22 protein-coding genes are annotated in these 25,523 nt (G+C 65.6%); 15 read left to right on the top strand and 7 right to left on the bottom strand.

The features are described from left to right. Positions 1-9: 9 nt before the first annotated feature. From ACF3NP_RS04515 to ACF3NP_RS04505, 3 genes are all read right to left on the bottom strand, one after another. Positions 10-2,163 carry a HelD family protein gene (locus ACF3NP_RS04515; protein ID WP_392399003.1) on the bottom strand — a complete coding sequence of 718 codons (2,154 nt, stop codon included), beginning with the start codon at positions 2,161-2,163 and terminating at the stop codon, positions 10-12. A gap of 67 nt (positions 2,164-2,230) precedes the next feature. Then, complete coding sequence (locus tag ACF3NP_RS04510) at positions 2,231-3,271, bottom strand: DoxX family protein (RefSeq protein ID WP_239357269.1); 1,041 nt, start codon at positions 3,269-3,271, stop codon at positions 2,231-2,233. An 88-nt stretch (positions 3,272-3,359) separates the two neighbouring features. Next, a complete protein-coding gene (locus ACF3NP_RS04505; RefSeq protein ID WP_392399002.1) occupies positions 3,360-3,953 on the bottom strand; it encodes an MBL fold metallo-hydrolase in 594 nt (197 codons plus the stop codon). A gap of 85 nt (positions 3,954-4,038) precedes the next feature. Between ACF3NP_RS04505 and uvrA the strand changes: the two genes are divergently transcribed. The 4 genes from uvrA (at position 4,039) to rplT (ending at position 8,385) form a co-directional block, all read left to right on the top strand. Beyond that, entirely contained in the window at positions 4,039-6,897 is a 2,859-nt protein-coding gene (gene uvrA / locus ACF3NP_RS04500; protein WP_392399001.1) for an excinuclease ABC subunit UvrA, read from the top strand. Between the two features lie 250 nt (positions 6,898-7,147). Next, complete coding sequence (gene infC, locus ACF3NP_RS04495; protein ID WP_239357276.1) at positions 7,148-7,720, top strand: translation initiation factor IF-3; 573 nt, start codon at positions 7,148-7,150, stop codon at positions 7,718-7,720. A gap of 33 nt (positions 7,721-7,753) precedes the next feature. Beyond that, entirely contained in the window at positions 7,754-7,948 is a 195-nt protein-coding gene (gene rpmI, locus ACF3NP_RS04490) for a 50S ribosomal protein L35 (protein ID WP_034999913.1), read from the top strand. Positions 7,949-8,001: 53 nt separating this feature from the next. Next, positions 8,002-8,385, top strand: a complete 384-nt coding sequence (gene rplT / locus ACF3NP_RS04485) for a 50S ribosomal protein L20 (protein ID WP_070473163.1) — start codon at positions 8,002-8,004, stop codon at positions 8,383-8,385. Positions 8,386-8,524: 139 nt separating this feature from the next. Here the strand turns inward: rplT and ACF3NP_RS04480 are convergent, their stop codons facing one another. From ACF3NP_RS04480 to ACF3NP_RS04465, 4 genes are all read right to left on the bottom strand, one after another. After that, entirely contained in the window at positions 8,525-9,967 is a 1,443-nt protein-coding gene (locus ACF3NP_RS04480; protein WP_392399000.1) for a hypothetical protein, read from the bottom strand. Between the two features lie 162 nt (positions 9,968-10,129). Beyond that, on the bottom strand, positions 10,130-10,825 hold the full coding sequence (locus tag ACF3NP_RS04475; protein ID WP_392398999.1) for a response regulator: 696 nt from the start codon (positions 10,823-10,825) through the stop codon (positions 10,130-10,132). A 10-nt stretch (positions 10,826-10,835) separates the two neighbouring features. After that, complete coding sequence (locus tag ACF3NP_RS04470; protein ID WP_269952376.1) at positions 10,836-11,003, bottom strand: hypothetical protein; 168 nt, start codon at positions 11,001-11,003, stop codon at positions 10,836-10,838. A gap of 134 nt (positions 11,004-11,137) precedes the next feature. Next, positions 11,138-12,283, bottom strand: coding sequence for a sensor histidine kinase (locus tag ACF3NP_RS04465; protein ID WP_392398998.1), 1,146 nt, complete (start codon positions 12,281-12,283; stop codon positions 11,138-11,140). 37 nt (positions 12,284-12,320) lie between these two features. Here ACF3NP_RS04465 and ACF3NP_RS04460 point away from each other — a divergent pair, with 37 nt between their 5' ends. From ACF3NP_RS04460 to argH, 11 genes are all read left to right on the top strand, one after another. Continuing rightward, the gene (locus ACF3NP_RS04460; protein ID WP_392398997.1) at positions 12,321-13,133 is read left to right on the top strand and encodes a TrmH family RNA methyltransferase; all 813 of its coding nucleotides are present in this window, start codon (positions 12,321-12,323) and stop codon (positions 13,131-13,133) included. A 167-nt stretch (positions 13,134-13,300) separates the two neighbouring features. Further along, positions 13,301-14,338, top strand: a complete 1,038-nt coding sequence (gene pheS, locus ACF3NP_RS04455; RefSeq protein WP_392399130.1) for a phenylalanine--tRNA ligase subunit alpha — start codon at positions 13,301-13,303, stop codon at positions 14,336-14,338. A gap of 15 nt (positions 14,339-14,353) precedes the next feature. Further along, positions 14,354-16,861, top strand: coding sequence for a phenylalanine--tRNA ligase subunit beta (gene pheT, locus ACF3NP_RS04450; RefSeq protein WP_392398996.1), 2,508 nt, complete (start codon positions 14,354-14,356; stop codon positions 16,859-16,861). A 54-nt stretch (positions 16,862-16,915) separates the two neighbouring features. Beyond that, the gene (gene argC / locus ACF3NP_RS04445) at positions 16,916-17,971 is read left to right on the top strand and encodes an N-acetyl-gamma-glutamyl-phosphate reductase (RefSeq protein ID WP_392398995.1); all 1,056 of its coding nucleotides are present in this window, start codon (positions 16,916-16,918) and stop codon (positions 17,969-17,971) included. A 51-nt stretch (positions 17,972-18,022) separates the two neighbouring features. Further along, positions 18,023-19,183: a bifunctional glutamate N-acetyltransferase/amino-acid acetyltransferase ArgJ gene (argJ, locus tag ACF3NP_RS04440; RefSeq protein WP_392398994.1), complete on the top strand. Its 1,161-nt coding sequence runs from the start codon at positions 18,023-18,025 to the stop codon at positions 19,181-19,183. A 13-nt stretch (positions 19,184-19,196) separates the two neighbouring features. Further along, entirely contained in the window at positions 19,197-20,132 is a 936-nt protein-coding gene (gene argB / locus ACF3NP_RS04435; protein ID WP_392398993.1) for an acetylglutamate kinase, read from the top strand. Beyond that, positions 20,129-21,307, top strand: a complete 1,179-nt coding sequence (locus ACF3NP_RS04430) for an acetylornithine transaminase (RefSeq protein WP_392398992.1) — start codon at positions 20,129-20,131, stop codon at positions 21,305-21,307. Before argB ends, ACF3NP_RS04430 begins: the two co-directional genes overlap by 4 nt. A gap of 4 nt (positions 21,308-21,311) precedes the next feature. Then, a complete protein-coding gene (gene argF / locus ACF3NP_RS04425; RefSeq protein WP_392398991.1) occupies positions 21,312-22,253 on the top strand; it encodes an ornithine carbamoyltransferase in 942 nt (313 codons plus the stop codon). Beyond that, positions 22,250-22,747, top strand: a complete 498-nt coding sequence (locus tag ACF3NP_RS04420; protein ID WP_181888364.1) for an arginine repressor — start codon at positions 22,250-22,252, stop codon at positions 22,745-22,747. Before argF ends, ACF3NP_RS04420 begins: the two co-directional genes overlap by 4 nt. Positions 22,748-22,827: 80 nt before the next feature. Beyond that, positions 22,828-24,042 carry an argininosuccinate synthase gene (locus tag ACF3NP_RS04415; protein WP_239306820.1) on the top strand — a complete coding sequence of 405 codons (1,215 nt, stop codon included), beginning with the start codon at positions 22,828-22,830 and terminating at the stop codon, positions 24,040-24,042. A 2-nt stretch (positions 24,043-24,044) separates the two neighbouring features. Further along, entirely contained in the window at positions 24,045-25,481 is a 1,437-nt protein-coding gene (argH, locus tag ACF3NP_RS04410) for an argininosuccinate lyase (RefSeq protein ID WP_392398990.1), read from the top strand. Positions 25,482-25,523: the final 42 nt, after the last annotated feature.

Below are 25,523 nucleotides of genomic sequence, written 5' to 3'. Positions count from 1 at the left end.
CGCTGTGAACTAATCGCCGACCACTGTCAGCGTCTGCGTGGCGCGGGTGACGGCGACGTAGAGGTCTTGCCACCCCTGTGGCGAGGCCTCTTTAATTTTGCTCGGCTCCACCACCACGACGTTGTCGAACTCCAGGCCCTTCATCTCCCCGACGTTGTCCGCGTCGATGACAGCGGTTAGGCCGTCGCGCTTCTCGACGAGGCTAAAGTCCTCCACGAACTGCACCGGCACGCCGGATTCGCGGATCGCCTCCGGGACGGTGGCCTCTGGGTCGATCTCAGCCAAAATCTTGGCAGCATAATCCGCGATCTCCTTCGGCGTGCGGTAGTTCACCGTCAGCTCGTGCAGGCGGAAACGGTTGCCCACAAAAGGCTCCAGCGCGTTGGTCCAGTCGTCGACGCCGGCGGGGGAGGACGTCTGGGCAGTGTCGCCCACGAGCGTCATCCACCGCGACGGGCAGCGGCGAAACACCATGCGCCACTCCATGGGGGACAGCTCCTGCGCTTCGTCGACAATGACGTGACCGTACGCCCACGTCTGGTCCGCGCGTGCGCGCTGCGCGGTGGAGCGGGTGTCCGTCTCCCGCTGGCGGCTCGCGAGCGTCTCCGCGTCGATGACGTCGGCTGCGGAGAGGATCTCTGCCTCGAACTGGTCGTCGTCGTTGTCCGTGGACTCGGACGAGGACAGCACGTCGAGCGCGCCCTCAGCTTCGGCGACGAGCTCGCGCCATTCCTCTTCTTCCTTCCGGCGCTGCTCCTCGGGGTCGACGGTGCCGATGAGCACGGCCAGCTCGTCCACAAGCGCGGTGTCCGCGTGGCTGAACGGGGAGCCGGGCGCGCGGTACAGGGCGTCGCGGGTGTAGTCGTCGTAGTCGTGGGCGACCTCGGCGATTGCGTCCTTGTCGGTCAGCAGCGCATCCAGCACCTCCACGGGGTCTAGCTCCGGAAAGTGCGCGTCGATGAGTTGCTCTACCTGGGGGTCGTCCGCGAGGTCGTCGTGAAGCTGGTCCACATCCGCGTCCGAGAGCAGGTTCGCCCCGCCGAGCGGGTCCTCGCCGATGCGCTTCGCCAGCGCCTCCGCCAGCAGCTGCGTCAAGTGCTCCGCGAAGTAGGCGCGCGCCTGGTTATGCGGGCGGCGTGAACGACGCGCCCTCGTGCGCGCGGCCTTGACCATCTGCGGGGTGGCATCTACCGGCACCGAATCGAAGGTGAGGCGCACAGGCGCATCCGGCAGCGTCTCGTAGGACTGCACGGCGCGCTTGAGGATGGTCACCATCTCTTCCGAGCCCTTCACCTCGCGCGCGGCGACGCTGTCTTGGCCTGTGGGGGTAAAACCAGGCACGAGCTGGTCGGCGGTAGACAGCACCACGCCAGTTTCACCCAGCTCCGGCAGCACGCGGGAGATGTACTCGAGGAACGTGGCGTTCGGGCCGAGCACCAGCACGCCGGTGCGGGTGAGCTGCTCGCGGCACGTGTACAGCAAGTATGCGATGCGGTGCAGCGCCACCGCCGTCTTGCCGGTGCCCGGCCCACCCTGGACCACCATGACGCCGCGGGTGGCGTCGCGGATGATTTCGTCCTGCTCGCGTTGGATGGTTTCCACGATAGAGCGCATGTGGCCGGTGCGGGCCTCGTTCATCGCGCGGCGCAGCGCCGCCTCGGATCCGACACCGGCATGTGAGGTCTCCGCACCGTCGCCGGAGAGCACCTCGTCGTCCACCGCCGTGACGGTGCGTCCGCGCATGCGGATATTCCGGCGCGTTTCCACGCCCTCCGGGTGCGCCGTGGTTGCCAGGTAGAACGGGCGGGCGAGGGGAGCGCGCCAGTCCAGCAGGAGGGTGCGGTAGTTGTCCTCCCGGTCGTCGATGCCCATGCGGCCGATGTAGCGCCGCTCCAAATCGGGCCGCCCCGGCACCGGGTTCTCCGGGTCGTCGTCGGCGACGTCGATGCGGCCGAAGACCAAACCGGTCTCCGCGACGTTGAGCGCGTCCAGCTTCGCGTTGAGCCCGTGGTACTCCGTTTCGCGGCGCACTAGGGCATCCGAGTCCGGATTGTCCGGGTCCACGTCGCGCTGCACCTCTTCCAGGCGCGCTTGAGCCCGCGCCACCTCGCTATCCAGGTGCGCGAAGAGCTGATCCACGTACGTCTGTTCTGTTTCCTGCATCCCCACAACAAACGGCCCCGGGGCTGGGAATATTCCCAGCCCCGGGGCCGCTAAGTAGTCCGAGTGGCTACGCGAACTTCTTCTGCGCCTTCTTCACCAGCTTCTGCGCCTTCTTCTCGGCCTTCTTGGCCTTGCGCTTCCACTTGAGCTTGGTGATCCAGTTCGGGTCAGTGTCCAACTTGTCCCAAGCGTCCTGCAGGGAGTCGATCGCGTTCTGCGCCTTGTCCTGGGCCTTGGCGGAAGCCTTGTTTACCTTGCGCTTCGCCTTGAACTTATCCAGGGCGGACGGCTGCAGGTCGTCCAGCTGGCCCTGCAGATCGCCGACGACGCTGTTGACCTTGCGCTTCGCCTTGAACTGCTGGATCTTGGACGGCTTGATATCGCCGTATGCGTCCTCGGCCTTGTCGGAGGCCTTCTCGGCAGCGTCGTCCAGCCAGTCGCCTGCGTCGGAGAGGAAGCTGGACGCCTGCTTCTTTGCGTCGCCCAGCCAGTCGTTCGCAGCGTCGCTGGCCTTGTTGGCCTTCTTCTTCCAGTCGCCCTTGTTGTCGTCGACGTAATCGGTGACCTGCTCGGTCGCGTCGGAGAACCAGTCGGACGCCTTGTCCCAAGCCTTCTCGGTCTCCGACTTGGTCGGCAGCGCCTGCTTGACGTTCTTCTGCGCGGCCTGGGCAGCGTGCTGTGCGCGCCACTTCAGGTCCGGCTTGCCGTTGTTGTCCACGGTGGCCAGCAGGACACCGCCGGCGAGGCCGAGGTCCGTCAGGGCGCCGGTGCGGCGGCGTGCCTTCTCGTCGTCGTCCTCTGCCTCCCAGAACGCGTGGCGGCCCACAACGGTCGGCAGCGCGGTGGCGGCCAGCAGGGTGGCGGACAGGCGCGGGAACTTGCCGATAGCGAAGGACGCGCCAGCGCCGGCCTTGGTCGCGCCGACGATCTGCGCGGCGGTCTCCGGGCTCTTCGGCAGGAAGCCGCGGTACTCGCGCGGGGTGAGCGCGCGCAGCTTCTTCAACACGCTGTCCGCGCTGTCCTTGTGGCCAGCCGGGTTCAGCAGGGTCTCGACACCGTCGATCACGTAGACCGAAGCCAGCATCGGGCGTGCGATTTTCCGGATCATACTTTTACCCAATCCTTACTTTTTTGTAGCTGAATGTGCTCCCGCCGAGTGTAGCGATTTTGCGCCACCGCGGTGGTGGGTTTTTCGGTTACCAGCGACGATCCCACCAGTCGTCCAGGTGCGGGCGCTCCTCGCCGAGCGTGGTGGGTTTGCCGTGGCCCGGCCAAACGACGGCCTCGTCCGGGTAGACGTCGAAGACCTTCTCCTTCACGTCGTTGAAGAGGCGGACAAAGTCTCCCTCGGACTGGGTTTTGCCCAAACCGCCGGGAAACAGCGAGTCGCCGACGAACAGGTTGACCGTGCCGTCAATCTCCGCAGTCAGGCAGGCGCCGCCCGGGGTGTGGCCGCGCAGGATGGTCACGGGGAGCGTGTGGCCGGCGAACTCGATCGTGTCGCCGTCATTGAGCTCCACATCGGCCAGCGCCGGGATCGCCGGGGCATCCAAGAACGGCGCGTAGTGCTTCGCGCCGGTGGCCTCGAGCACTTCCTTGAGCGCCCGGGTGTGGTCGTAGTGCCGGTGCGTGGTCAGCACCGCGGTGATCTTCACGCCGGCGTCGTCGGCCATGGCCAGGAGTTCAGGGGCGTGCGAAGCTGCGTCGATAAGCAACCCCTGCCCCTCGCTGCAGAGGAGATAGCAGTTGTTGTCCATGTCGGAAACGGAAACGTGGCGAAGTGAAAGCATGTGCCCCAGGCTAGCCAGGAATGTTTCATCCCATCGGCGCGTTGGTAGCGTCTTGGGAGTACTAATCGACGAAAGCGAGAGTGACGTGGCCGAAAAGCTGACAGTGCGCGGCGCGCGCGAGCACAACCTCAAAGGCGTGGACATTGAGCTGCCCCGCGACAACATGGCAGTGTTTACCGGCCTGTCCGGCTCTGGCAAGTCCTCGCTCGCCTTCGACACCATCTTCGCCGAAGGCCAGCGCCGCTACGTGGAATCGCTGTCCTCCTATGCCCGCATGTTCCTGGGGCAGATGGACAAGCCGGACGTGGACTACATCGACGGGTTGAGCCCGGCGGTGTCCATCGACCAGAAGTCCACCAACCGCAACCCGCGCTCCACCGTGGGCACCATCACGGAGATCTACGACTACCTGCGTCTGCTGTACTCGCGCGCAGGCACCCCGCACTGCCCGGTGTGCGACGCGGTGATTAAGCGGCAAACCCCGCAGCAGATCGTGGACCGCGTGCTCGAGCTGGAGGAGCGCACCAAGTTCCAGGTGCTCGCGCCGATCGTGCGCAAGCGTAAAGGCGAGTTCCAGGACCTCTTCGCCGACCTGTCCTCGCAGGGCTACTCGCGCGTGAACGTGGACGGGGAGACCTACCAGCTCTCGGACCCGCCGAAGCTGGAAAAGCAGGTCAAGCACAACATCGACGTGGTGGTGGACCGCCTCACCGTCAAGGCCAGCCAGAAGCAGCGCCTGACGGACTCCGTGGAGACTGCGCTCAAGCTTGCAGACGGCCTCGTCGGCTTCGACTTTGTGGACCTGGACGCCGACGACCCGGAGCGCGTGCAGATCTTCTCCGAGAAGATGGCCTGCCCGAACGGCCACAAGCTCAACGTGGAGGAGTACGAGCCGCGCGCGTTCTCCTTCAACTCGCCGTTCGGCGCCTGCCCGGCCTGCGACGGCCTGGGCGTGCGCAAAGAGATCGACGTGGACCTGGTCATCCCGGACCCGGACGCGCCCGCGGTGGATGCGTTCCAGCCGTGGAATTCCAGCCCGAACAAGAAGTACTTCACCAAACTCATTGAGGCGCTGGCGAAAGAGGAGAAATTCGACGCCAACGCGCCGCTGAGCTCGCTGACCAAGACGCAGCGCAAGCACCTGATCCACGGCTCGTCCACGAAAGTCAACGTGCGCTACAAGAACCGCTACGGGCGCCAGCGCTCCTACACGGCGGCCTACGAGGGCATCGTGGGCTACCTGGAGCGCAAGCTGGAGCAGACTGAGTCTGAAACGCAGAAGGAACGCCTGCTCGCGTACACCCGCGAGGTGCCGTGCCCGACGTGTGACGGTGCGCGCCTGAAGCCGGAGATCCTGGCTGTGCGCCTGGCGTCGACCACGCACGGGGAGCAGTCCATCGCGGGATTGACACAGCTGTCCATCGAGGAAGCCTCCGAGTACCTGGACAACCTGGTGCTGGGCTACCGCGAGGAAATGATCGCCGGCGCGGTGCTGCGCGAGATCCAGGCGCGCCTGCACTTCCTGTTGGACGTGGGGCTGAACTACCTCACCCTCGCCCGCTCCGCCGGCACCCTGTCCGGCGGCGAGGCGCAGCGCATCCGCCTGGCCACCCAGATCGGCTCCGGCCTGGCCGGCGTGCTCTACGTGCTGGACGAGCCGTCTATCGGCCTGCATCAGCGCGACAACCAGCGCCTGATCACCACTCTGAAGAAACTGCGCGACCTGGGCAACACCCTGGTCGTGGTGGAGCACGACGAGGACACCATCCGGGAGGCGGACTGGCTCATCGACATCGGCCCGCGCGCCGGCGAGTACGGCGGGGAAGTGGTCTACCAGGGCAAGCCGGAGGGCATCCTCAAGGCCAAAGACTCGATCACGGGCGACTACCTGGCTGGCCGCAAGGTGATCGAGGTGCCGGAGCACCGGAGGGACGTCGATAAGCAACGGCAACTGAAGGTCATCGGCGCGCGCGAGAACAACCTGGACAACGTCAGCGTAAACATCCCGCTCGGCGTGCTGGTGGCCGTGACCGGCGTGTCCGGCTCCGGCAAGTCCACGCTGGTGAACCAGATTCTGGCCAAGACGCTGCAGAACCAGCTCAACGGCGCGCGCCAGGTGCCCGGCCGGGTGAAGAAGGTCGAGGGGCTCGAGTACCTGGACAAGCTCGTGCAGGTGGACCAGAGCCCGATCGGGCGCACACCGCGCTCCAACCCGGCGACCTACACCGGCGTGTTCGACAAGATCCGCAACCTGTTCGCCGAGACCCAGGAGGCGAAGGTGCGCGGCTACAAGGCCGGCCGCTTCTCCTTCAACGTCAAGGGCGGGCGCTGCGAGGCCTGCCACGGCGACGGCACCATCAAGATCGAGATGAACTTCCTGCCGGACGTGTACGTGCCGTGCGAGGTGTGCGAAGGCGCGCGCTACAACCGCGAAACGCTCGAGGTGCGCTACAAGGGCAAGAACATCGCCGAGGTGCTGGAGATGCCCATCTCCGAGGCCGCCGAGTTCTTCGAGCCGATCACCTCCATCCACCGCTACCTGCAAACGCTTGTGGACGTCGGTTTGGGCTACGTTCGCCTCGGCCAGAGCGCGACCACGCTGTCCGGCGGCGAGGCGCAGCGCGTCAAGCTCGCCGCGGAGCTGCAGAAGCGCTCCAACGGCCGCACGATCTACATCCTGGACGAGCCGACGACCGGCCTGCACTTCGAGGACATCCGCAAACTCATGCTGGTGCTCAACGGCCTGGTGGAGAAGGGCAACACCGTGCTGGTCATCGAGCACAACCTCGACGTGATCAAGTCCGCCGACTGGATCGTGGACATGGGCCCCGAGGGCGGCTCCGGCGGCGGCACGGTGGTCGCACAGGGCACACCGGAGGACGTCGCAAAGGTGCCCGGTTCCTTCACCGGACAGTTCCTGCAGGACATTTTGGCGAACGCCTAGGCGGGTCCTCGGCGCGCCGATTTGGTTTGTGCAGGCATGAGCATGTATATTGCTGCCTACACCGCCCAGCGCGCCCGTGTCATGCGGGTGCGGGGGCCGCAAGAGGAGTGAATCCCACCCCAAGCCGCTCACGAAAGTGAGTTGGATACGGGTCAAACGGTGCGCGAAAGACTGGTGTCTTTTCGTGTGTCATGGACGAACTCCCGCCACCCGTCAGGGTGAGCGGGTTTTTCGCGTGGGATGAGTCCGATTGCGGTTCAAGTGCGGCACGCATTGTTTCTTTACGTCTCTAGGAGTTCTCATCAGCGCTGAAGCTCGGATCAATGAACGAATCCGCGTCCCTGAAGTTCGCCTCGTCGGCCCGTCCGGCGAGCAGGTGGGCATCGTCCGCACGGACGACGCCCGCAAGCTGGCGTACGAGGCGGACCTCGACCTGGTTGAGGTAGCCCCGAAGGCCAAGCCGCCCGTGGCCAAGATCATGGACTACGGCAAGTTCAAGTACGAGCAGGATCAGAAGGCCCGCGAGGCCCGCAAGAACCAGCAGCAGACCGTGGTCAAGGAACAGAAGTTCCGCCCCAAGATTGATGAGCACGACTACCAGACCAAGAAGGGCAATGTTGAGCGCTTCCTGGAGAAGGGCAACAAGGTCAAGGTCACCATCATGTTCCGCGGCCGCGAGCAGGCCCGCCCCGAGCTGGGCTACCGCCTGCTGGAGCGTCTGGCTGAGGACATCGGGGAGCTCGGCGTTGTCGAGTCCCGTCCGAAGCAGGACGGCCGAAACATGACGATGGTCTTCGGACCGGCTCGCAAGGGCAAAAAGTAGTTCCAACAATCGACACTCTGAAGGGCTTTCACCATGAAGCAGAAGACCCACAAGGGCACCGCAAAGCGCATCAAGGTCAACGGCAAGGGCAAGCTGCGCCGCGAGCAGGCTGGTAAGCGCCACCTGAACGAGAAGCTCTCGTCGAAGCGCCGCCGCAAGCTGTCCGGCTCCACCGACGTCGCTAAGGCTGACGTCAAGCGCGCAAAGCGCCTCCTCGGCATGTCCTAAGCACTGCCCGATCAATCAACCGATTACGAGAAAAAGAAAAGGAAGTTTGACTCATGGCACGTGTGAAGCGTTCAGTCAATGCTAAGAAGAAGCGCCGCGCAATCCTCAAGTCCGCGAAGGGCTACCGTGGCCAGCGCTCCCGCCTGTACCGCAAGGCGAAGGAGCAGTGGCTGCACTCCCAGACCTACGCGTACCGCGACCGCCGCAAGCGCAAGGGTGAGTTCCGCAAGCTGTGGATCCAGCGCATCAACGCCGCTGCCCGCATGAACGACATCACCTACAACCGCCTCATCCACGGCCTGAAGCTGGCTGAGGTCGAGGTCGACCGCAAGATCCTGGCCGAGCTGGCTGTCAGCGACTTCGCTGCCTTCTCCGCTCTGTGCGAGGTTGCGAAGAACGCGCTGCCGGAGGACGTCAACGCTCCGAAGGCTGCGTAAAGCACTTTCGCTTAACGACGAAGCTCCCGCCCATCCCCGAACAGTCGGGGGAGGCGCGGGAGCTTTTTCGTGTGCGACACGCAAAAGGGAGCGCGCCCACCGCTGGGGTGGGCGCGCTAATCGCTGTGGCGAGGCTGGTTTAGAAGATGCCCTCGTTCTCGCGGCCGAAGTCGTCGAGCGTGACGTCGCGGGAGTCGACGTCCTGGTCGTTGTACTCAGAGTCGTCGCCGTCCAGACGGCCAGTCTGGGAAACAGTGATGTAGTTGGTCAGACGGCCTTCCTTGGTGTTGCCGTCGCCGAAGGAGAAGGAGACAAGGTCAGCTTCCTCACCCGGGTTGATCGGGTTGGACAGGGTGACCTCGAAGATGCGAGCCTGCTCGTCCTCGTCCCAGCCCAGGTCGCGGGCGTAGCCGCCCTCGCGGGTGGTGGTGGTGATCAGACGGTCAACGTTTTCCGGGCCGTCCTCGGTGCGGACTGCGACGCGGAAGGTCACTGCCGGGAACTCGCCCCAGTAGCGCTCGTTGCCGACGTTCTTCACGCGCAGAGCGGTGGAGCCGGCGAAGCCCTTCGCCTTCGCGGAGGACACGGTGAAGTACGGCTCGAGGTCCAGGTCGTGGTCGGCCTTCTCGTCGCCCTTGTTGGACTCGTCGGTGGATTCTTTCTTTTTGTCGGACGCGGCATCGACCTTGATGGCGCCCTCGGCCTTGTCGGACTCTTCCTTGGCCGCCTTTTCGTTCTCGGCTGCGAGGTTGACGTCCTTGTTGCTGACGTCGGCGGTTTTGTTATCGTCGACCTTTTCCACGTCGTCGATGTTGTCGCCCTTGTTCAGGGCGTCAACGTCCTGGTCGTACTCAGCGTTCGGCTCGTCCTTGACCTCGGTGGTCTGTGCGCCCTTGTTCGGCGCCCAGGAATCGGCCGGGGTGTCGAAGTTCTTCACGCGGACCTCGTTCTTCACCGGCATGTTTGCGACCCACGCGGTCGGGGTCGCCCAGGTGCCGTTCGGGCGGCAACGTTGCTGGGTGCCGGTCATAGTGACGGTGCGGAAGCCGTAGGTTGCCTCACCGGTGTTGCCTGCCGGCACATCGTATGGGCCGACGGTCTGGCCGACGTTCCAGGACAGCTCAGCGGAGACGTCCCAGCCGAGCGCCTTCGCCACGGAGTAGCCGATGTTGCCCTCGATGCCGTCCTTGGAGCCGGAGCCGCCCAGGTTCAGCGTCTCAGTCTTGGAGCCGTTGACGGAAGCGGAGACAGTCTGGGTGCGGGAGAGGTCCTGCTGCAGCGGGATTGCCTCGTCGGACAGGTTCGTGGTGGAGATGGTGCCCACCGGCAGGAAGTTGTCCTTCACCTTGTACACGACGGTGCGGTAGTCCTCGGTGGAGTTGCACACCGGGCGCGGGTTGAGCACGTTGGCCTTCAAGTGGTCGGAGCCGCGGTAGGTGTGGACGATCGGGAGTTTGTCGTTGTTCGCCGGGGTCTCGGGAGCGGACTCCTCGAGGGTGGTCGCGTTCGCGGGAGCGATGGCAGCGCCGGCCATCAGAGTGCCGAGAAGCGCGGTAGTGATGCGTCGGGTCTTACGGGTCATACGTTGTCCTTTCCTGTGAAGCTACCGCCAGCGTCGCTAGCAGTCGGGGTGATTGCTTACAGGGGTCAACGTAAGGACGTTGCTGTCGCATGACAAGGAAATTTTGGGGTCTCGGCACCTTCGTGTCCGATGCCGATACTTTCGTTCAGAACCGGGGAGGGGCTAGTGCACCTGCGGCCCGCGGCCGTTGAGGACAGTGACGACAAGGTCGAGGCGGGACGAGACCCCGTATGCCGAGAGCAGCTTCGAGACCATCTTCTTCACGGTGGACTCGGAGTAGTTCAGGTGCTTCGCGATGTCGGCGTTGCTCAAGCCGTCGCAAAGCAGCTCAAGGACTTTCTGCTCGGTCTCGGAAACGCCCGCAGGCACGTTGACCGCGGCCTTTGGGCGCTCGGGAGCAGGTTGCGGAGCTTGTGCGTCGCGCTGGGAGAGGTGGGGGAGCAGCTTGTTCATTGCAGCAGGCGAAATTACGGTGCCGCCTGCAACTGCTTGCCGCACCGAAAGGATGATTTCCTCGCGCGGCTGGCTCTTCAAAATGTAGCCGCGACCCCCGTGGTCGAGGATGTCGAGCATCGCAGTGTCGTTGTCCAAGGAACTGATCGCCAAAAAGGCCGGGGCGGACCCGCGGGCAGTGAGCTTGCGCAGCAGCTCCGCGCCACCCATGTGCTGCATGTAGACATCGGAGAGCACCACATCCACGTCTAGTTCGGGGATGCGCTCGAGCGCTTCGGATCCGTCCGAAGCGGTTTCGACGACGGTGATCCCTTCGGCGCTGTCGAGGTAGCTTTTCAGCACCTCGCGGACGAGCGGATCGTCGTCGACGAGGAAAACCCGGATTGGGTGGTCGGGTGTGGTCATCTCGGTGCGATTAGCACCACAGGCGGCCGAGCATGCCACCGCACTCGAAGGTGTCGCCGATGGCGCCAGCTGCGTAGGGGGTTGCCACAGTCTGTGCTTCTGCAGATGCTGCAGGTGCGACGGCGATGAGGCTGGTTGCAACCAAGGCGGAGGCGGTGAGGCGAGCAAACTTGCGCATTTGCTTGTCCTTTCGTGAACTAAAGCTGTAAATCGCTACATCGAATTATGAGTGCTTACGGTAACAGTGCGCAATTATTTCGGGCGCTTAGGGGAGAAGTCGGTACGAAAGTACCCTCCGGGTTCAGCGCTGATCTACCTTCGTTCCTTCGGCACGGTGAGGTGGTAGCGGAATGCCTCGCCTTGGTAGCCGGCGTCGAGAGTGGCACCGTCCTCAGCCAAAAGGGAAGAGACCTCACCAAGACCGACGCCGGTGCTCATCTCAACTGCCTGGTCTTGTGGGGCGCCAAAGTTCTGCACCAGGATCTGCACGTCATTGTCGTCTTCGACCGCGGCGACAATCACTGGACGGTTCTTATCTGCGTACTTGATCACGTTGGTTTGGATCTCACGGAACGCATTCGGAGCGTGACGAAGTGCGATCGAGTTCAACCCCTCGCCATGCATGCCACTTTCCGTGACCGTGTAGCCGTGGCTGCGCAATGTGTCCGAAAAGGACCGCAAGCATTCGTCCAATGTGGGTGTGCTCATGGTTTTGTCTCCGCTGAACTCCGCGGGATCGTCGGAACGCATAAAACGGATGAGCTGGCGGACTTCTTGCATCGACCGCCTGGCGTCCTCTGCGATGAGCTTTGCCGCGTTAGCAGTTTGCTTATCACCGGACATTGCCAAGGCCTCACTTCGGAGCACAACTGAGGTGAGGGAAGACGCCACGGATCCGTGCAAGGCCTTCACAGTACGTTCCCGTTCACGCTCGAGCTCTGCCTTCAGCTTCTCGGCTTGACGTTCTCGTGTAATAAGGAAGGCGCGAAAAATCCAGCCCACTGCCCACGCAACAAGGAGTAGCACGAACAGAAAGGTTGCTGTTTCAAACGAAATGGGGAAGTAGACGCCGGAGGGAAAGTCTGTTTGTGCGAGATACCAGAGATAGGCCAGCAGCGGCAGACTTAATCTGGCGGGAACACGCAACCCCACGACAGCGGCAATTGCGAACATGCCGATGACGATGACAGCGCTCCGATACTCCGGTGCAACATTGGAAAACTGCAGCAGGAATCCGTATCCCAACCCAGCGGTGACCGGGGCGAAGAAAGCGGCGACAATGAGAAATACTGCGTAGAGCGCAACCGCGAACCGGGACCACTCAACGGCAATCGGCGCCCCGCGCAGAGCCACTAGGCCCAGCGCATAAAGCAGGGCGGCGAGCGCAAAACCAATACGCCAAGGGCGCGCCGCCGGTGAAAGAAGGCGGGCGCGCACGAGCTCCGGAAACGTAGGCACGGCAAACAGCGTAGCGCCCGCAACGTAGTCTGTAGCTATGCCATTGGATTTCCAGCAGCCGTTCACAGAGCGCACTCCGCGTGTGGTTAATGCGGGGAAGTTGAAGAGGGCGCAAGCTCGTCGTAAAGCAAAGGCCTTCCTGGCGGAAGGCGAGAACGCTGTGGAGGCCGCCGTGGCCACGGGGGCGGCGACGGACCTCTTCGCTACCGAGGCCGCAGCCGAGCGCTTCGAGGAGATCGTGCGGGCGGCGGGTTACATGGACGTGTACACGCACGCGATCACGGAAAAGGCTGCGGACTCGCTCGCGGACGCGGTGACGTCCACCGGCATTTTTGCGGTGTGCCGCCCGGTGCTGTGGACGGTGCCCAAAATTTTGAAGGGCCGGCCGAAGCTGGTGGCGGTGTGCGTGGAAACCAACGACCCCGGCAATGCCGGCACGATCATCCGTATTGCGGACGCCGTGGGCGCGGACGCTGTGATTTTCGCCGGCGACACCGTGGACCCGGAGGCTCCTAAGGTGGTGCGCTCGACCGCGGGCTCACTGTTCCACATCCCGGTGGCGCGCGACCGCGATGTCCGCCGCGTGATTAATCAGCTCGAAGACGCCGGGCTGTCCACCTTCGCCACCACAATGAACGGCGAGGTGAACCTCGCGCAGCCAGGGGAGACGCTCGCGCAGCCGACCGCTTGGCTGTTCGGCAACGAGGCGCATGGGCTTGGCGACGACATCCTGTCGGCCGCCGACCACCGCGTTTCCATCCCTATCCAGGGCAGTGCGGAGTCGTTGAACTTGGCCACAGCGGCGAGTATCTGCCTGTGGGAGTCGTCGAAGGCGCTCGCTGAGGACTAGCTTTATCGGCTGGGTTTGCAGCGCTCGCCCTCGCGCGGTCGCTGTGTCGGCCGATAGGTAAAGTGGTGGACGCTTTTGAACCGACGCTGCTGCGGTCTGTATAAACAGCGCAGCGCACTTGTAGAAAGGTGCGGGTGAACACGAGCGTGGCCGACAACGCAAACCCAATTCCGGAGATTGAACTGACCGAGGACGCCCTGAATAGGGCAGCGGACGAGGCGATCGCTGCTTTTGAGGCGGCCGAGGACCTCGCTGCGCTGGAAGATGCGCACCGTGCGCACCTAGGGGAGAAGGCCCCGATCCCGCAGGCCCGCCGCGCGCTCGGGACGCTGCCGAAGGATCAGCGCAAGGATGCCGGTCGGTTCGTGAACATGGCCCGAGGCCGCGCAGAGAAGGCATACGCCCAGCTGCGCGTGCAGCGCGAAGCGGAGCACCGCGAGAAGCAGCTGCGCGAGGAGAAGGTGGACGTCACCCTGCCCACCTCCCGCAGGCAGGCTGGTGCGATGCACCCAATTACCACGCTGTCCGAGCACATTGCGGATATCTTTATCGGCATGGGCTGGGAGGTCGCGGAAGGCCCGGAGGTGGAGGCGGAGTACTTCAACTTCGACGCGTTGAACTTCATCCCGGACCACCCGGCCCGCACGCTGCAGGACACCTTCTACATCGGTGAAGAGGGCTCCAAGCAGGTCATGCGCACCCACACTTCGCCGGTGCAGGTGCGCACGATGCTCGAGCGCGACGTGCCCATCTACATCGCGTGTCCGGGCCGTGTGTTCCGCACCGACGAGCTGGACGCCACCCACACCCCGGTGTTCCACCAGGTGGAGGGCTTGGCCGTGGACAAGGGCCTGACTATGGCGCACCTGCGCGGCACCCTCGACCACCTGGCCAAGGTGCTGTTCGGCCCTGAGACGAAGACCCGCATGCGCACCAACTACTTCCCGTTCACCGAGCCGTCCGCTGAGGTGGACGTGTGGTTCCCCAACAAGAAGGGCGGCGCGGGCTGGATCGAGTGGGGCGGCTGCGGCATGGTCAACCCGAACGTGCTGCGTGCCGTAGGCATCGACCCGGAGGTCTACTCCGGCTTCGCGTTCGGCATGGGCCTGGAGCGCACCCTGCAGTTCCGCAATGGTCTGTCGGACATGCGCGACATGGTCGAAGGCGACGTCCGTTTCACCATCCCGTTCGGCGTGCAGGCGTAAAGGAGACTCTCGATAATGCTCATTTCCAAAAACTGGATCGTCCGCCTGCTGCAGAACGCAGGTAACAAGGATTTCAACCCCACCGACGAGGAGCTCGACGCGGGCTTCGTGCGCGTCGGCTTCGAAACTGAGGGCTACGCGCCGCTTCCGGAGGTCACCGGCCCGCTGGTCATCGGCCGCGTGGAGGAGATTGAGGAGCTGACCGGCTTTAAGAAGCCGATCCGTTACTGCCAGGTGAATGTCGGCCAGGCCAACGGCACCGGTGAGCCGCAGGGCATCATCTGCGGCGCCCGCAACTTCAAGCAGGGCGACTTGGTCGTCGTCTCGCTGCCGGGCGCGGTGCTGCCGGGCGGATTCGAGATCTCCGCGCGCGAGACCTACGACCACATCTCCGCAGGCATGATGGCCTCCGCGGCCGAGCTCGGGCTCGCCGCGAAAAGCGAGGGCATCATTACGCTTCACGACGGCTCCGCCACCCCCGGTCAGGACGCCCGCGAGATTCTGGGCTCGGACGACACCGTCTTCGATGTCAACGTCACTCCGGACCGCGGCTACGCCCTGTCCGCCCGCGGCCTGACCCGCGAGATCGCCTCCGCCTTCGACCTGGAGTTCTCCGACGTGGCGCAGGATCCGGCAATCGCTGGCATCGACATTGCTGGCGTGCCGGCTCCGTCTGGCGAGACCATTGCGGTTTCCGTGGAGGAGTCCACCAAGGCCAAGCGGTTCGGCGTGCGCACTGTCGAAGGCATCGATCCGAACGCGACCGCACCGTTTTGGATGCAGCGCGAGCTTATGCTCGCCGGCGTGCGCTCGGTCAACGCCGCGACGGACGTGACCAACTACGTCATGCTGCTGACCGGCCAGCCGATGCACGCCTTCGACGCCGACAAGATCTCCGGTGGCCTGCGCGTGCATAACGCCACCGACGGCGAGAAGTTTGAAACGCTCGACCACGTCGAGCGCACGCTGACCGCAGAAGATGTGGTGATCAGCGACGACAACGGCATTCAGTCCCTTGCCGGCGTCATGGGCGGCACCACCTCCGAGATCTCGGACGAGACGGTCAACGTCCACTTCGAGGCCGCGACCTGGGACCCGCTGACCGTGGCTCGGACCGCGCGCCGGCTGAAGCTGAGCTCGGAAGCCTCGCGACGCTTCGAGCGCGGCGTGGACCCGCAGCTCGTGGAAAACGCTCTCGACATCGCTTGCGCGCTGCTGGTGGACATCGCCGGTGGCACGATTCATGCGGGCAGGACGCTGGTCGGTGACGTCGAAAAGCGTGAGGCGATTGCGATGCGCGCGACGCGCCCGGCTGAGCTGATCGGTGTGGATTACGCACGCGAGACCGTGGTGCGCCGCCTGGAAGAGGTCGGCTGCGAGGTCGCTGGCGACGGCGAGGAGCTTGACGTCACCCCGCCGACTTGGCGCACCGACATCACCGTGCCGGTGGAGCTGGTCGAGGAGGTCGTGCGTCTGGAGGGCCTGGACGCCATCCCGTCGATCCTGCCCACGCCCCGTGGCGGCCGCGGTTTGAGCCCGCTGCAGCGCCGCCGCCGTGCGGTGACCCACGCGCTGGCGTACTCCGGCTACGCGGAGATCATCCCCACGCCGTTTATCGCCAACAACACCTTCGACGCCTGGGGCCTCGACGCGGACGATCCGCGCCGCAACACCGTCAAGGTGCAGAACCCGCTCGATGCGGACTACGGCATCCTGGGCACCACGCTGCTGCCGCCGATGCTGGAGGCCGCAGGCCGAAACGTCGCGCGCGGCCGCGGTGATGTGGCCATCTACTCTGTGGCGCAGACCTCGGAAAAGCGCGCGGACGTCTCGCCGCTGCCGGACGTTTCCGAGCGACCGGCGGACGAGGTTGTGGCAGAGCTCGTCGAGTCGCTGCCACAGCAGCACCTCCACGCCGCGACGGTGGCGCTGGGCAACACGGAGCTGGAAGGCCCGTGGGGCAAGGGCCGGGTCTACGAATGGTCGGACGCCGTCGAGGCCGCACAGCTCGTTGCTCGTGTGTGCGGCGTCGACCTGGATGTAGAGGCTGCGGAGTACCTGCCGTGGCACCCGGGCCGCTGCGCGGCGCTCAAGGTTGACGGCGAGGTCGTCGGCCACGCCGGCGAGCTGCACCCGCAGATCCTGGAGAAGCTGAACCTGCCGGCGCGCACCTGCGCGATGGAGATCGATCTGACCGCCATCCCGCTGGCAGAGCGCCTGCCTGCGCCTCGCCTGTCCGCGTTCCCGCTGCTCAACCAGGACATCGCGTTGGTCGTCGACGAGGCTGTGGCGGCCGAGGACGTGCGTCGCGCAGTCGAAGAGGGCGCGGGCGAGCTCGTCGAAGCAGTCACGCTTTTCGACGTCTACCGTTCCGACAACCTCGGCGACGGCAAGAAGTCGCTCGCGTTCGGCTTGGCGTTCCGCGCCCCAGACCGCACGCTGACCGAGGAAGAAGCCTCCGAGGCTCGCCTGAAGGCAGCCGAGTTGGCCAAGGAGCGCTTCGGCGCAGAAATGCGCGGCTAAATATATTTGCGTGAATAACTTCCACGCAACTGCATAACTGTTACACTTGCGACCATGTCAGAAGGCAAGGTTGTCAAAGTAGCGGTCGCGGGGGCCACGGGCTATGCGGGCGGTGAAATTCTCCGCCTGCTGCTGGGCCACCCGGCGTATCTCGCGGGTGAGCTGGAGATCGGCGCGCTGACCGGCGCGTCCAACGCCGGCGAGAGCGTCGGCGAGCTCATGCCGCACCTGCCGGAGCTGGCCGACCGGGTTATCGAAGAGACCACCGTCGAGGTGCTCTCCGGCCACGACGTGGTCTTTCTCGGCCTGCCGCACGGACACTCCGCGGCCATCGGCGCCACGCTCGGCGAGGACGTGACCGTCATCGACTGCGCCGCCGACTTCCGCCTGCGCGACGCCGAAGCGTGGCGCGCCTACTACGGCTCGGAGCACGCGGGAGCGTGGCCCTACGGGCTGCCGGAGTTACCGGGGCACCGGGAGGACGTCGCAAAGGCAACGCGCATCGCTGTTCCCGGATGCTTTCCCACGGGTGCCACGCTCGCCGCATGGCCGGCGGTGCAGGCGGGCCTGGTCGAGCTGGATCTGACGGTGGTGGCCATTACCGGCGTGTCCGGGGCCGGCAAGAAGCCCAAGGTGGACATGCTCGGCGCGGAAACGATGGGCTCGCTGAAGGCCTACAGCGTCGCCGGCGCACACAGGCACACACCGGAGATTGCGCAGAACCTCGAGGAAGTCGCGGACAGCCAGGTCACCGTGAGCTTCACACCGGTGCTTGCGCCGCTGCCGCGCGGCATCCTCACCACCGTCACCGCGCCGCTGGCACATGGCGCGGACGCGGAGACGGTGCGCGCTGCATACGATAACGCCTACGCCGAGGAACCGTTCGTGCACCTGCTGCCTGCCGGCCAGCAGCCGCAGACGCAGCACGTGGTCGGCTCCAACATGTGCCACGTCCAGATTGAAGTGGATCAGGCAGCAGACAAAGTTGTGGCCACCAGCGCCATCGACAACCTGACCAAGGGCACCGGGGGAGCGGCGGTGCAGTGCATGAACCTTGCGCTCGGGTTCGAGGAGGGGGCGGGTCTGTCGCGAGCCGCGGTGGCTCCGTAACCGCCGACGAGACACCCCTTACCTCTTTTCCCTGAAAGGACCCCCTCCATCATGAGCACTCTTGGAGTCACCGCACCGCAAGGCTTCTCCGCCGCCGCCACCAGCGCGGGCCTGAGAGCATCCGGAAACCCGGACATGGCCGTCGTGGTCAACGACGGCCCCGAATACACCGCGGCCGCGGTTTTCACGCGAAACAAGGTTTTCGCCGCGCCTGTGAAGGTCAGCCGCGCGGCGGTGGCCGCCGGCGAACTGAAGGCTGTGGTCTTCAATTCCGGCAACGCCAACGCCTGCACTGGCGAGCAGGGGCTGCATGACGCGCAAACTATGCAGCGACTTACGGCCGAAGGTGTGGGCGCAGAGCCCGCTCAGGTGGCCGTCTGCTCCACCGGCATCATCGGCGATCTGCTGCCGATGGAGAAGGTGGAAGGCGGCATCGCGGCCGTCGTCAATCAGCTCGGCGACCACGGCGCGGACGCCGCCGAAGCCATCCGCACTACCGATACCGTCGCCAAAGAAGTGTTGGTCAAGGGCGACGGCTGGACTCTCGGCGGCATGGGCAAAGGTGCCGGCATGATGGCGCCGTCGCTGGCGACGATGCTGGTGTGCCTGACCACCGACGCGAAGGTGGAGGCCCAGGCGCTGCAGACTGCGCTGGAGCGTGCCACGGCAACCACCTTCAACACCCTGGACATCGACGGTTCCACCTCCACCAACGACACCGTCATCGCGATGGCCAACGGCGCGAGTGGGGTATCCCCGGACCAGGACGAGCTGGACGCCGCGGTGTACGAGGCCTGCGCGCAGCTGGCGGCGATGATGCAGTCCGACGCCGAGGGCGTGACCAAGCGCGTGAGCATCACCGTCGAAGGCGCCGCGGACGACGAGCAGGCGCTTCACGCCGCGCGCACCATCGGCCGCGACAGCCTGGTCAAAACGGCGATGTTCGGCTCCGACCCGAACTGGGGCCGCGTGCTCGCCGCCGTCGGCATGGCGGACGCGGAGATGGACGCGGACAACATCTCGGTGACCTTCAACGGACACACCGTCTGCGAATACTCCGGTGCAGTGCCCGGCGCGCGGGACGTGGATCTGAGCGGGTCGGACATCGCGGTGGTGGTGGATCTGGGCACTGGCGGTGAGGGCCGCGCGACGGTGCGCACGACGGACCTGTCGCACGCCTACGTTGAGATCAACTCGGCCTACACCAGCTAGGGGAGTGCGCGAGATGATGCCGAATCTGACCAATGAGCAGCGCGCCACTGTGCTTGCGGAGGCGCTGCCGTGGTTGCAGCACTACCGCGACAAGATCGTGGTGGTCAAGTACGGCGGCAACGCCATGATCGACGAGGACTTGAAGGCCGCGTTCGCCGCTGACATGGTGTTTTTGCGCACCGTGGGCGCGAAGCCCGTGGTGGTGCACGGCGGCGGGCCGCAGATCACCCAGATGCTCGGCCGCTTGGGGCTGGACGGCGGGGAGTTCATCGGCGGGTTCCGCGTGACCACCCCGGAGATCCTGGACGTGGTGCGCATGGTGCTCTTCGGCCAGGTGGGCCGGGACCTGCTGGGCAAGATCAACTCGCACGGGCCCTACGCTGTGGGCACCTCGGGCGAGGACGCAGGGCTGTTCACCGCTAAGCAGCGCGAGGTGGTCGTCGACGGCCAGCTGCAGGACATCGGCCTGGTGGGCACGATCACGGACGTGAACCCGGAGGCGGTGATGGACATCATCGAGGCCGGCCGGATCCCGGTGGTCTCCGGCATCGCACCAGGGGCAAACGGCGAGGTGTACAACATCAACGCCGACGAGGCCGCCGGTGCGCTCGCCGCGGCGATCGGCGCCGAGCGCCTGGTGGTGCTCACCAACGTCGAGGGGCTCTACACGGACTGGCCGAACAAGGACTCGCTGCTGTCCAAGATCGAGGCGGGCGAGCTGGCCAAGATGCTGCCCGGCTTAGACACCGGCATGATCCCGAAGATGGAGGCCTGCCTCACCGCAGTCCAGGGCGGGGTGAAGGCAGCGCACGTGATCGACGGACGCGTGGCCCACTCCGTGCTGCTGGAGCTACTGACGATGGGTGGCGTTGGCACCATGGTGCTGCCGGACGACTACGACCGCGCGCACTACCCGGACGGAACGATCTTTAGAAAGGATGACGCATGAGCGAGTTTTCTTCGCGCTGGACTTCCGCGCTTTTAGACACCTACCCCGCGCCGCCGGTGGAGCTTGTTTCCGGCGAGGGCTCCACGGTCACGGACGCGGACGGCAACACCTACATCGACATGCTCGCCGGCATCGCCGTCAACGCGCTCGGCCACGCGCACCCGGCCGTCGTCGAGGCGGTGAGCGCGCAGGTGGCGACGCTTGGCCACGTGTCCAATCTCTTCGGCTCCCAGCCGGTGGTTGAGGTCGCCGAGGCGCTGCGCGCCCGGGTCGGCGACGAGACCGCGCGGGTGTTTTTCTGCAACTCCGGCGCCGAGGCCAACGAGGCCGCCTTCAAGCTCGCGCGCCTGACCGGCCGCCGCCGCATCCTCGCAGCTGAGCGCGGCTTCCACGGCCGCACCATGGGCTCGCTCGCGCTGACGGGCCAACCGGACAAGCGCGCGCCGTTCGAACCCATGCCGGCAGGCGTCGAGTTCTTCCCATACGGCGACATCGAGGCGCTCGAGACCCTGGTGCAGCAGGACCCGGGCAACACCGCCGCGATCATCCTGGAGCCCATCCAGGGCGAAACGGGGGTCATCCCCGCGCCGGAGGGCTTCATCAAAGCGGTGCGGGAACTTTGCGACGCCCACGGCATCCTGCTCATCACCGACGAGGTCCAAACCGGCGTCGGACGCACCGGCGACTTCTTCGCCTTCCAGCACGAAGGCATCCTGCCGGACGTGATCACCATGGCCAAGGGGCTGGGCGGGGGACTGCCCATCGGCGCGACCATCGCCCGCGGCAAGGCGGCGGAGCTGTTTACCCCGGGCTCGCACGGCACCACCTTCGGCGGCAACCCCGTCGCCTGCGCCGCCGCGGGGGCCGTGCTTGGGGCCATCGACGAGGATTTCCTCGCCGAGGTGCGCCGCAAGGGGCAATTGCTTATCGACGCAGCTTCGCAGATCCCCGGTGTCACCCAGGTCCGCGGGCGCGGACTGATGCTCGGGGTGGTGCTGGATGAGGCGGTGGCGAAGCTCGTCGTCAAGCATGGGCTCGACCAAGGCCTGATTGTGAACGCACCGGGCGACGACGTCATCCGCCTCACGCCGCCGCTGGTGATCACCGATGATGAGATTGAAGAAGCGATGAAGCGCCTCGCCGGCGCGATTGAAGCAGCGAAAGAACGGAGCTAAACCGATGGTCAGACACTTCCTGGCAGACGACGACCTCACACCGAAAGAGCAGGCCGAGGTGCTCGCGCTCGCCGCGGAGCTGAAGCGCGACCCCTTCTCGCGCCGCCCGCTGGAGGGGCCGAAATCCGTCGCCGTGCTGTTCGACAAAACCTCCACCCGCACCCGCTACTCCTTCGACGCCGGCATCGCGCAGCTCGGCGGGCACGCGATTGTCACCGAAAGTGGCAACTCGCAGATGGGCACGAAAGAGAACTACCAGGACACCGGCGCGGTGCTGTCGCGCTTCGTGGAAGCGATTGTGTGGCGCACCTACGCACACGATAACCTGCGGGAAATGGCGGAAACGGCCACCGTGCCGATCATCAACGCGCTTTCCGACGACCTGCACCCGTGCCAGATCCTCGCCGACCTGCAGACCGTGGTGGAGAACTTCTGCCCGGATGAGGGCCCGGCTGGGCTGAGGGGGCTCAAGGCCGTTTACCTGGGCGACGGCGACAACAACATGGCCAACTCCTACCTCATCGGGTTCGCCACCGCCGGGGTGGACATCACCGTCATCGCCCCGGACGGCTTCCAGCCGCGCGAGGAGTTCGTCGCACGCGCCAGACGCCGCGCCGAGGAAACCGGGGCGAAAGTCGCCGTGACCTCGGATATCGCGGCTGCGGAGGGCGCCAACGTGGTCATCACGGACACGTGGGTGTCCATGGGCATGGAGGAAGACGGCAAGGACCGCCGCACGCCGTTTTTGCCGTACCAGGTGGATGCTGCCCTGATGTCGCGCGCGGCGGAGGATGCAATATTCTTGCATTGCCTTCCCGCGTACCGCGGGAGCGAAGTCGCCGCGGACGTCATCGACGGGCCGCAATCGCGCGTCTTTGATGAAGCGGAAAACCGCCTGCACGCCCAAAAGGCGCTGCTGGCCTGGCTTTTGGAGCACCAAGTATGACCCAACCTGTATCCCGCACTGCGCGGCAGGCGAGAATCCTCGAGCTGCTCGAATCAACCCGCGTGTCCTCCCAGGTGCAGCTGTCCGAGCTGCTGCTGGACGAGGGCATCGACATCACCCAAGCCACCCTCTCGCGCGACCTCGACGAGCTCGGCGCGAAGAAGGTGCGCCCCCGCGCAGGCGGGCGCGCCTACTACACCGTGGGCGGCGAGGCAGATTCGCTCGAAGCGGCGCACTCCGGCCCGCGCGAGAAGCTGCGCCGCATGATCGAGGAGCTGGTGGTCTCCGTGGACTACTCCGGGCAGCTGGCCGTGGTGCGCACGCCGCCCGGGGCGGCCCAGTACTTGGCCAGCTACATCGACCGCGTGGGTCTGGACCAGGTGGTCGGTTCCATCGCCGGCGACGACACGGTGTTCGTGCTCGCCCGCGAACCGATCAGCGGCAAGGAGCTGGCGCAGCAGCTGTTCGGGCTGAAGGAAAACGTCGGCGAATAGACATCGTTGCGCCGATCGCATAATTTTACATACACTGAATAATTCTGAATCGTCCTGGAATTCGAAGGAGATCTTTCACCATGACTAACCGCGTTGTGCTCGCGTACTCGGGCGGCCTTGACACCTCTGTCGCCATCCCTTACCTCGCTGAAATGACCGGCGGCGAGGTCATCGCCGTCTCCCTGGACCTGGGCCAGGGCGGCGAGGACATGGAGTCCGTGCGCCAGCGCGCGCTGGACTGCGGCGCTGTGGAGTCCATTGTGGTGGACGCCAAGGACGAGTTCGCCGAGGAGTACTGCCTGCCCACCATCAAGGCCAACGGCATGTACCAGGGCGAGTACCCGCTGGTTTCCGCCATCTCCCGCCCGCTGATTGTCAAGCACCTGGTGCAGGCTGGCCACAAGTTCGGCGGCACCCACGTCGCCCACGGCTGCACCGGCAAGGGCAACGACCAGGTCCGCTTCGAGGTCGGCTTCCTCAACCAGGACCCGGACCTGGAGATCATCGCCCCGGCACGCGACTACGCGTGGACCCGCGACAAGGCCATCGAGTACGCCGAGGGCAAGGACCTGCCCATCGAGCAGTCTGCGGCATCGCCGTTTTCCATCGACCAGAACGTCTGGGGCCGCGCGGTTGAGACCGGCTTTTTGGAGGACCTGTGGAACCCGCCGACAAAGGACCTCTACGCCTACACCGAGGACCCGGCACTGGGCAACGCCCCGGACGAGGTGATCATCTCCTTCGAGGCCGGTAAGCCGGTGGCTATCGACGGCCGCAAGGTCACCGTCCTCGAGGCCATCGAGGAGATGAACCGCCGCGCCGGCGCCCAGGGCATCGGCCGCCTGGACATGGTGGAGGACCGCCTGGTGGGCATCAAGTCCCGCGAGGTCTACGAGGCTCCGGGCGCAGTGGCCCTGATCACCGCGCACAAGGCGCTTGAGGACGTCACCGTCGAGCGCGAGCTGGCCCGCTACAAGCGCCTCATCGACGCCCGCTGGTCCGAGGAGGTCTACGACGGTCTCTGGTTCGGCCCGCTGAAGCGCTCCCTGGACGCGTTCATCGAGTCCACCCAGGAGCACGTCACCGGCGATATCCGCATGGTGCTGCACGCCGGCACCGCCACCGTCAACGGCCGCCGCTCCAACCACTCCCTGTACGACTTCAACCTGGCCACCTACGACACCGGCGACAGCTTCGACCAGACCCTGGCCAAGGGCTTTGTGCGCCTGCACGGCCTGTCCTCCCAGATCGCCAACAAGCGCGATAGGGCGGCTGCCGCCTCCCAGGAGAAGTAGGGATGGAACAGCACAAGACCAACGAGGGCGCGCTGTGGGGCGGCCGCTTCTCCGGCGGCCCTTCGGAGGCGATGTTCGCCCTGTCCGTCTCCACGCACTTCGACTGGGTGCTCGCGCCTTACGACGTGCTCGCCTCCAAGGCGCACGCGAAGGTGCTCAACAGGGCGGGTTTGCTTAGCGACGAAGACCTCACGGTGATGCTCGACGGCCTCGACAAGCTCGGCCGCGATGTCGCCGACGGCACGTTCGGCCCGCTGCCCACCGATGAGGACGTGCACGGCGCGATGGAGCGCGGCCTGATCGACCGCGTCGGCCCCGAGGTTGGCGGCCGCCTGCGCGCGGGCCGGTCCCGCAACGACCAGGTCGCGGCGATGTTCCGCATGTGGCTGCGCGACGCACTCCGCGGCGTGGCCCAGGACGTCTCTGACCTGATCGACGCGATTGTCCAGCAGGCCGAGGCCCACCCGGACGCGATCATGCCGGGCAAGACCCACTTCCAGGCCGCGCAGCCGATCCTGCTCGCGCACTCTCTTCTGGCGCACGCCCAGTCGCTGCTGCGCGACCTGGAGCGCATCCAGGACGCGGACAAGCGCCTGGCCGTTTCGCCGTACGGCTCCGGTGCGCTGGCGGGCTCCTCGCTGCACCTGGACCCGGAGGCGATCGCCGATGAGCTCGGGTTCGAATCCGCCACGGACAACTCGCTCGACGGCACCGCCTCGCGCGATTTCGCCGCCGAGTCGGCGTACGTGCTGGCGCAGATCGCCATCGATGTCTCCCGCTTCGCCGAAGAAATCATCGCCTGGTCTACGCCGGAGTTCGGCTACGTCACGCTGCACGACGCGTGGTCCACGGGCTCGTCGATCATGCCGCAGAAGAAGAACCCGGACGTGCCGGAGCTCGCCCGCGGCAAGGCTGGACGCTTGATTGGCAACCTCACCGGGCTTCTGGCCACGCTGAAGGCCATGCCGCTGGCGTACAACCGTGACCTTCAGGAGGACAAGGAGCCCCTGGTGGACTCGGTGACCCAGCTGTCGATTCTCCTGCCGGCGTTCACCGGCCTGGTGTCCACGCTTTCGTTCCACGAGGACCGCATGCGCGAGCTCGCCCCGGCAGGCTTCACGCTGGCGACGGATCTGGCTGAGTGGATGGTGCGCCAGGGGGTGCCGTTCCGCGAGGCCCACGAGGCGTCCGGTGCCTGTGTGCGCATCGCGGAGTCCCGCGGCGTGGATTTGGTCGACCTTACGGACGAGGAACTGCAAAACGTCGATAAGCGCTTGCTCCCTGAGGTCCGCGAAGTGCTCACCGTCGACGGCGCGGTGGCCTCCCGCGACACCCGCGGCGGCACCGCCCGCCCGCGCGTGGAGGAGCAACGCGAGCGCGTGCGCGAGGCGAACAAGGCCGCGCGCGAGTGGGCGACAACGCCGGTGCGCGCGCAGTAGTTCGTCGATTGCGGCGCGCATGTCGGCCCGGCCATTTAGCAT

Source organism: Corynebacterium lehmanniae, from assembly GCF_043161975.1.
In the GTDB taxonomy this organism is placed as follows: Bacteria; Actinomycetota; Actinomycetes; order Mycobacteriales; family Mycobacteriaceae; genus Corynebacterium; species Corynebacterium lehmanniae.
The sequence above is the reverse complement of the archived record's forward strand: the minus strand, read 5'-3'. Positions and strand labels throughout refer to the sequence as shown.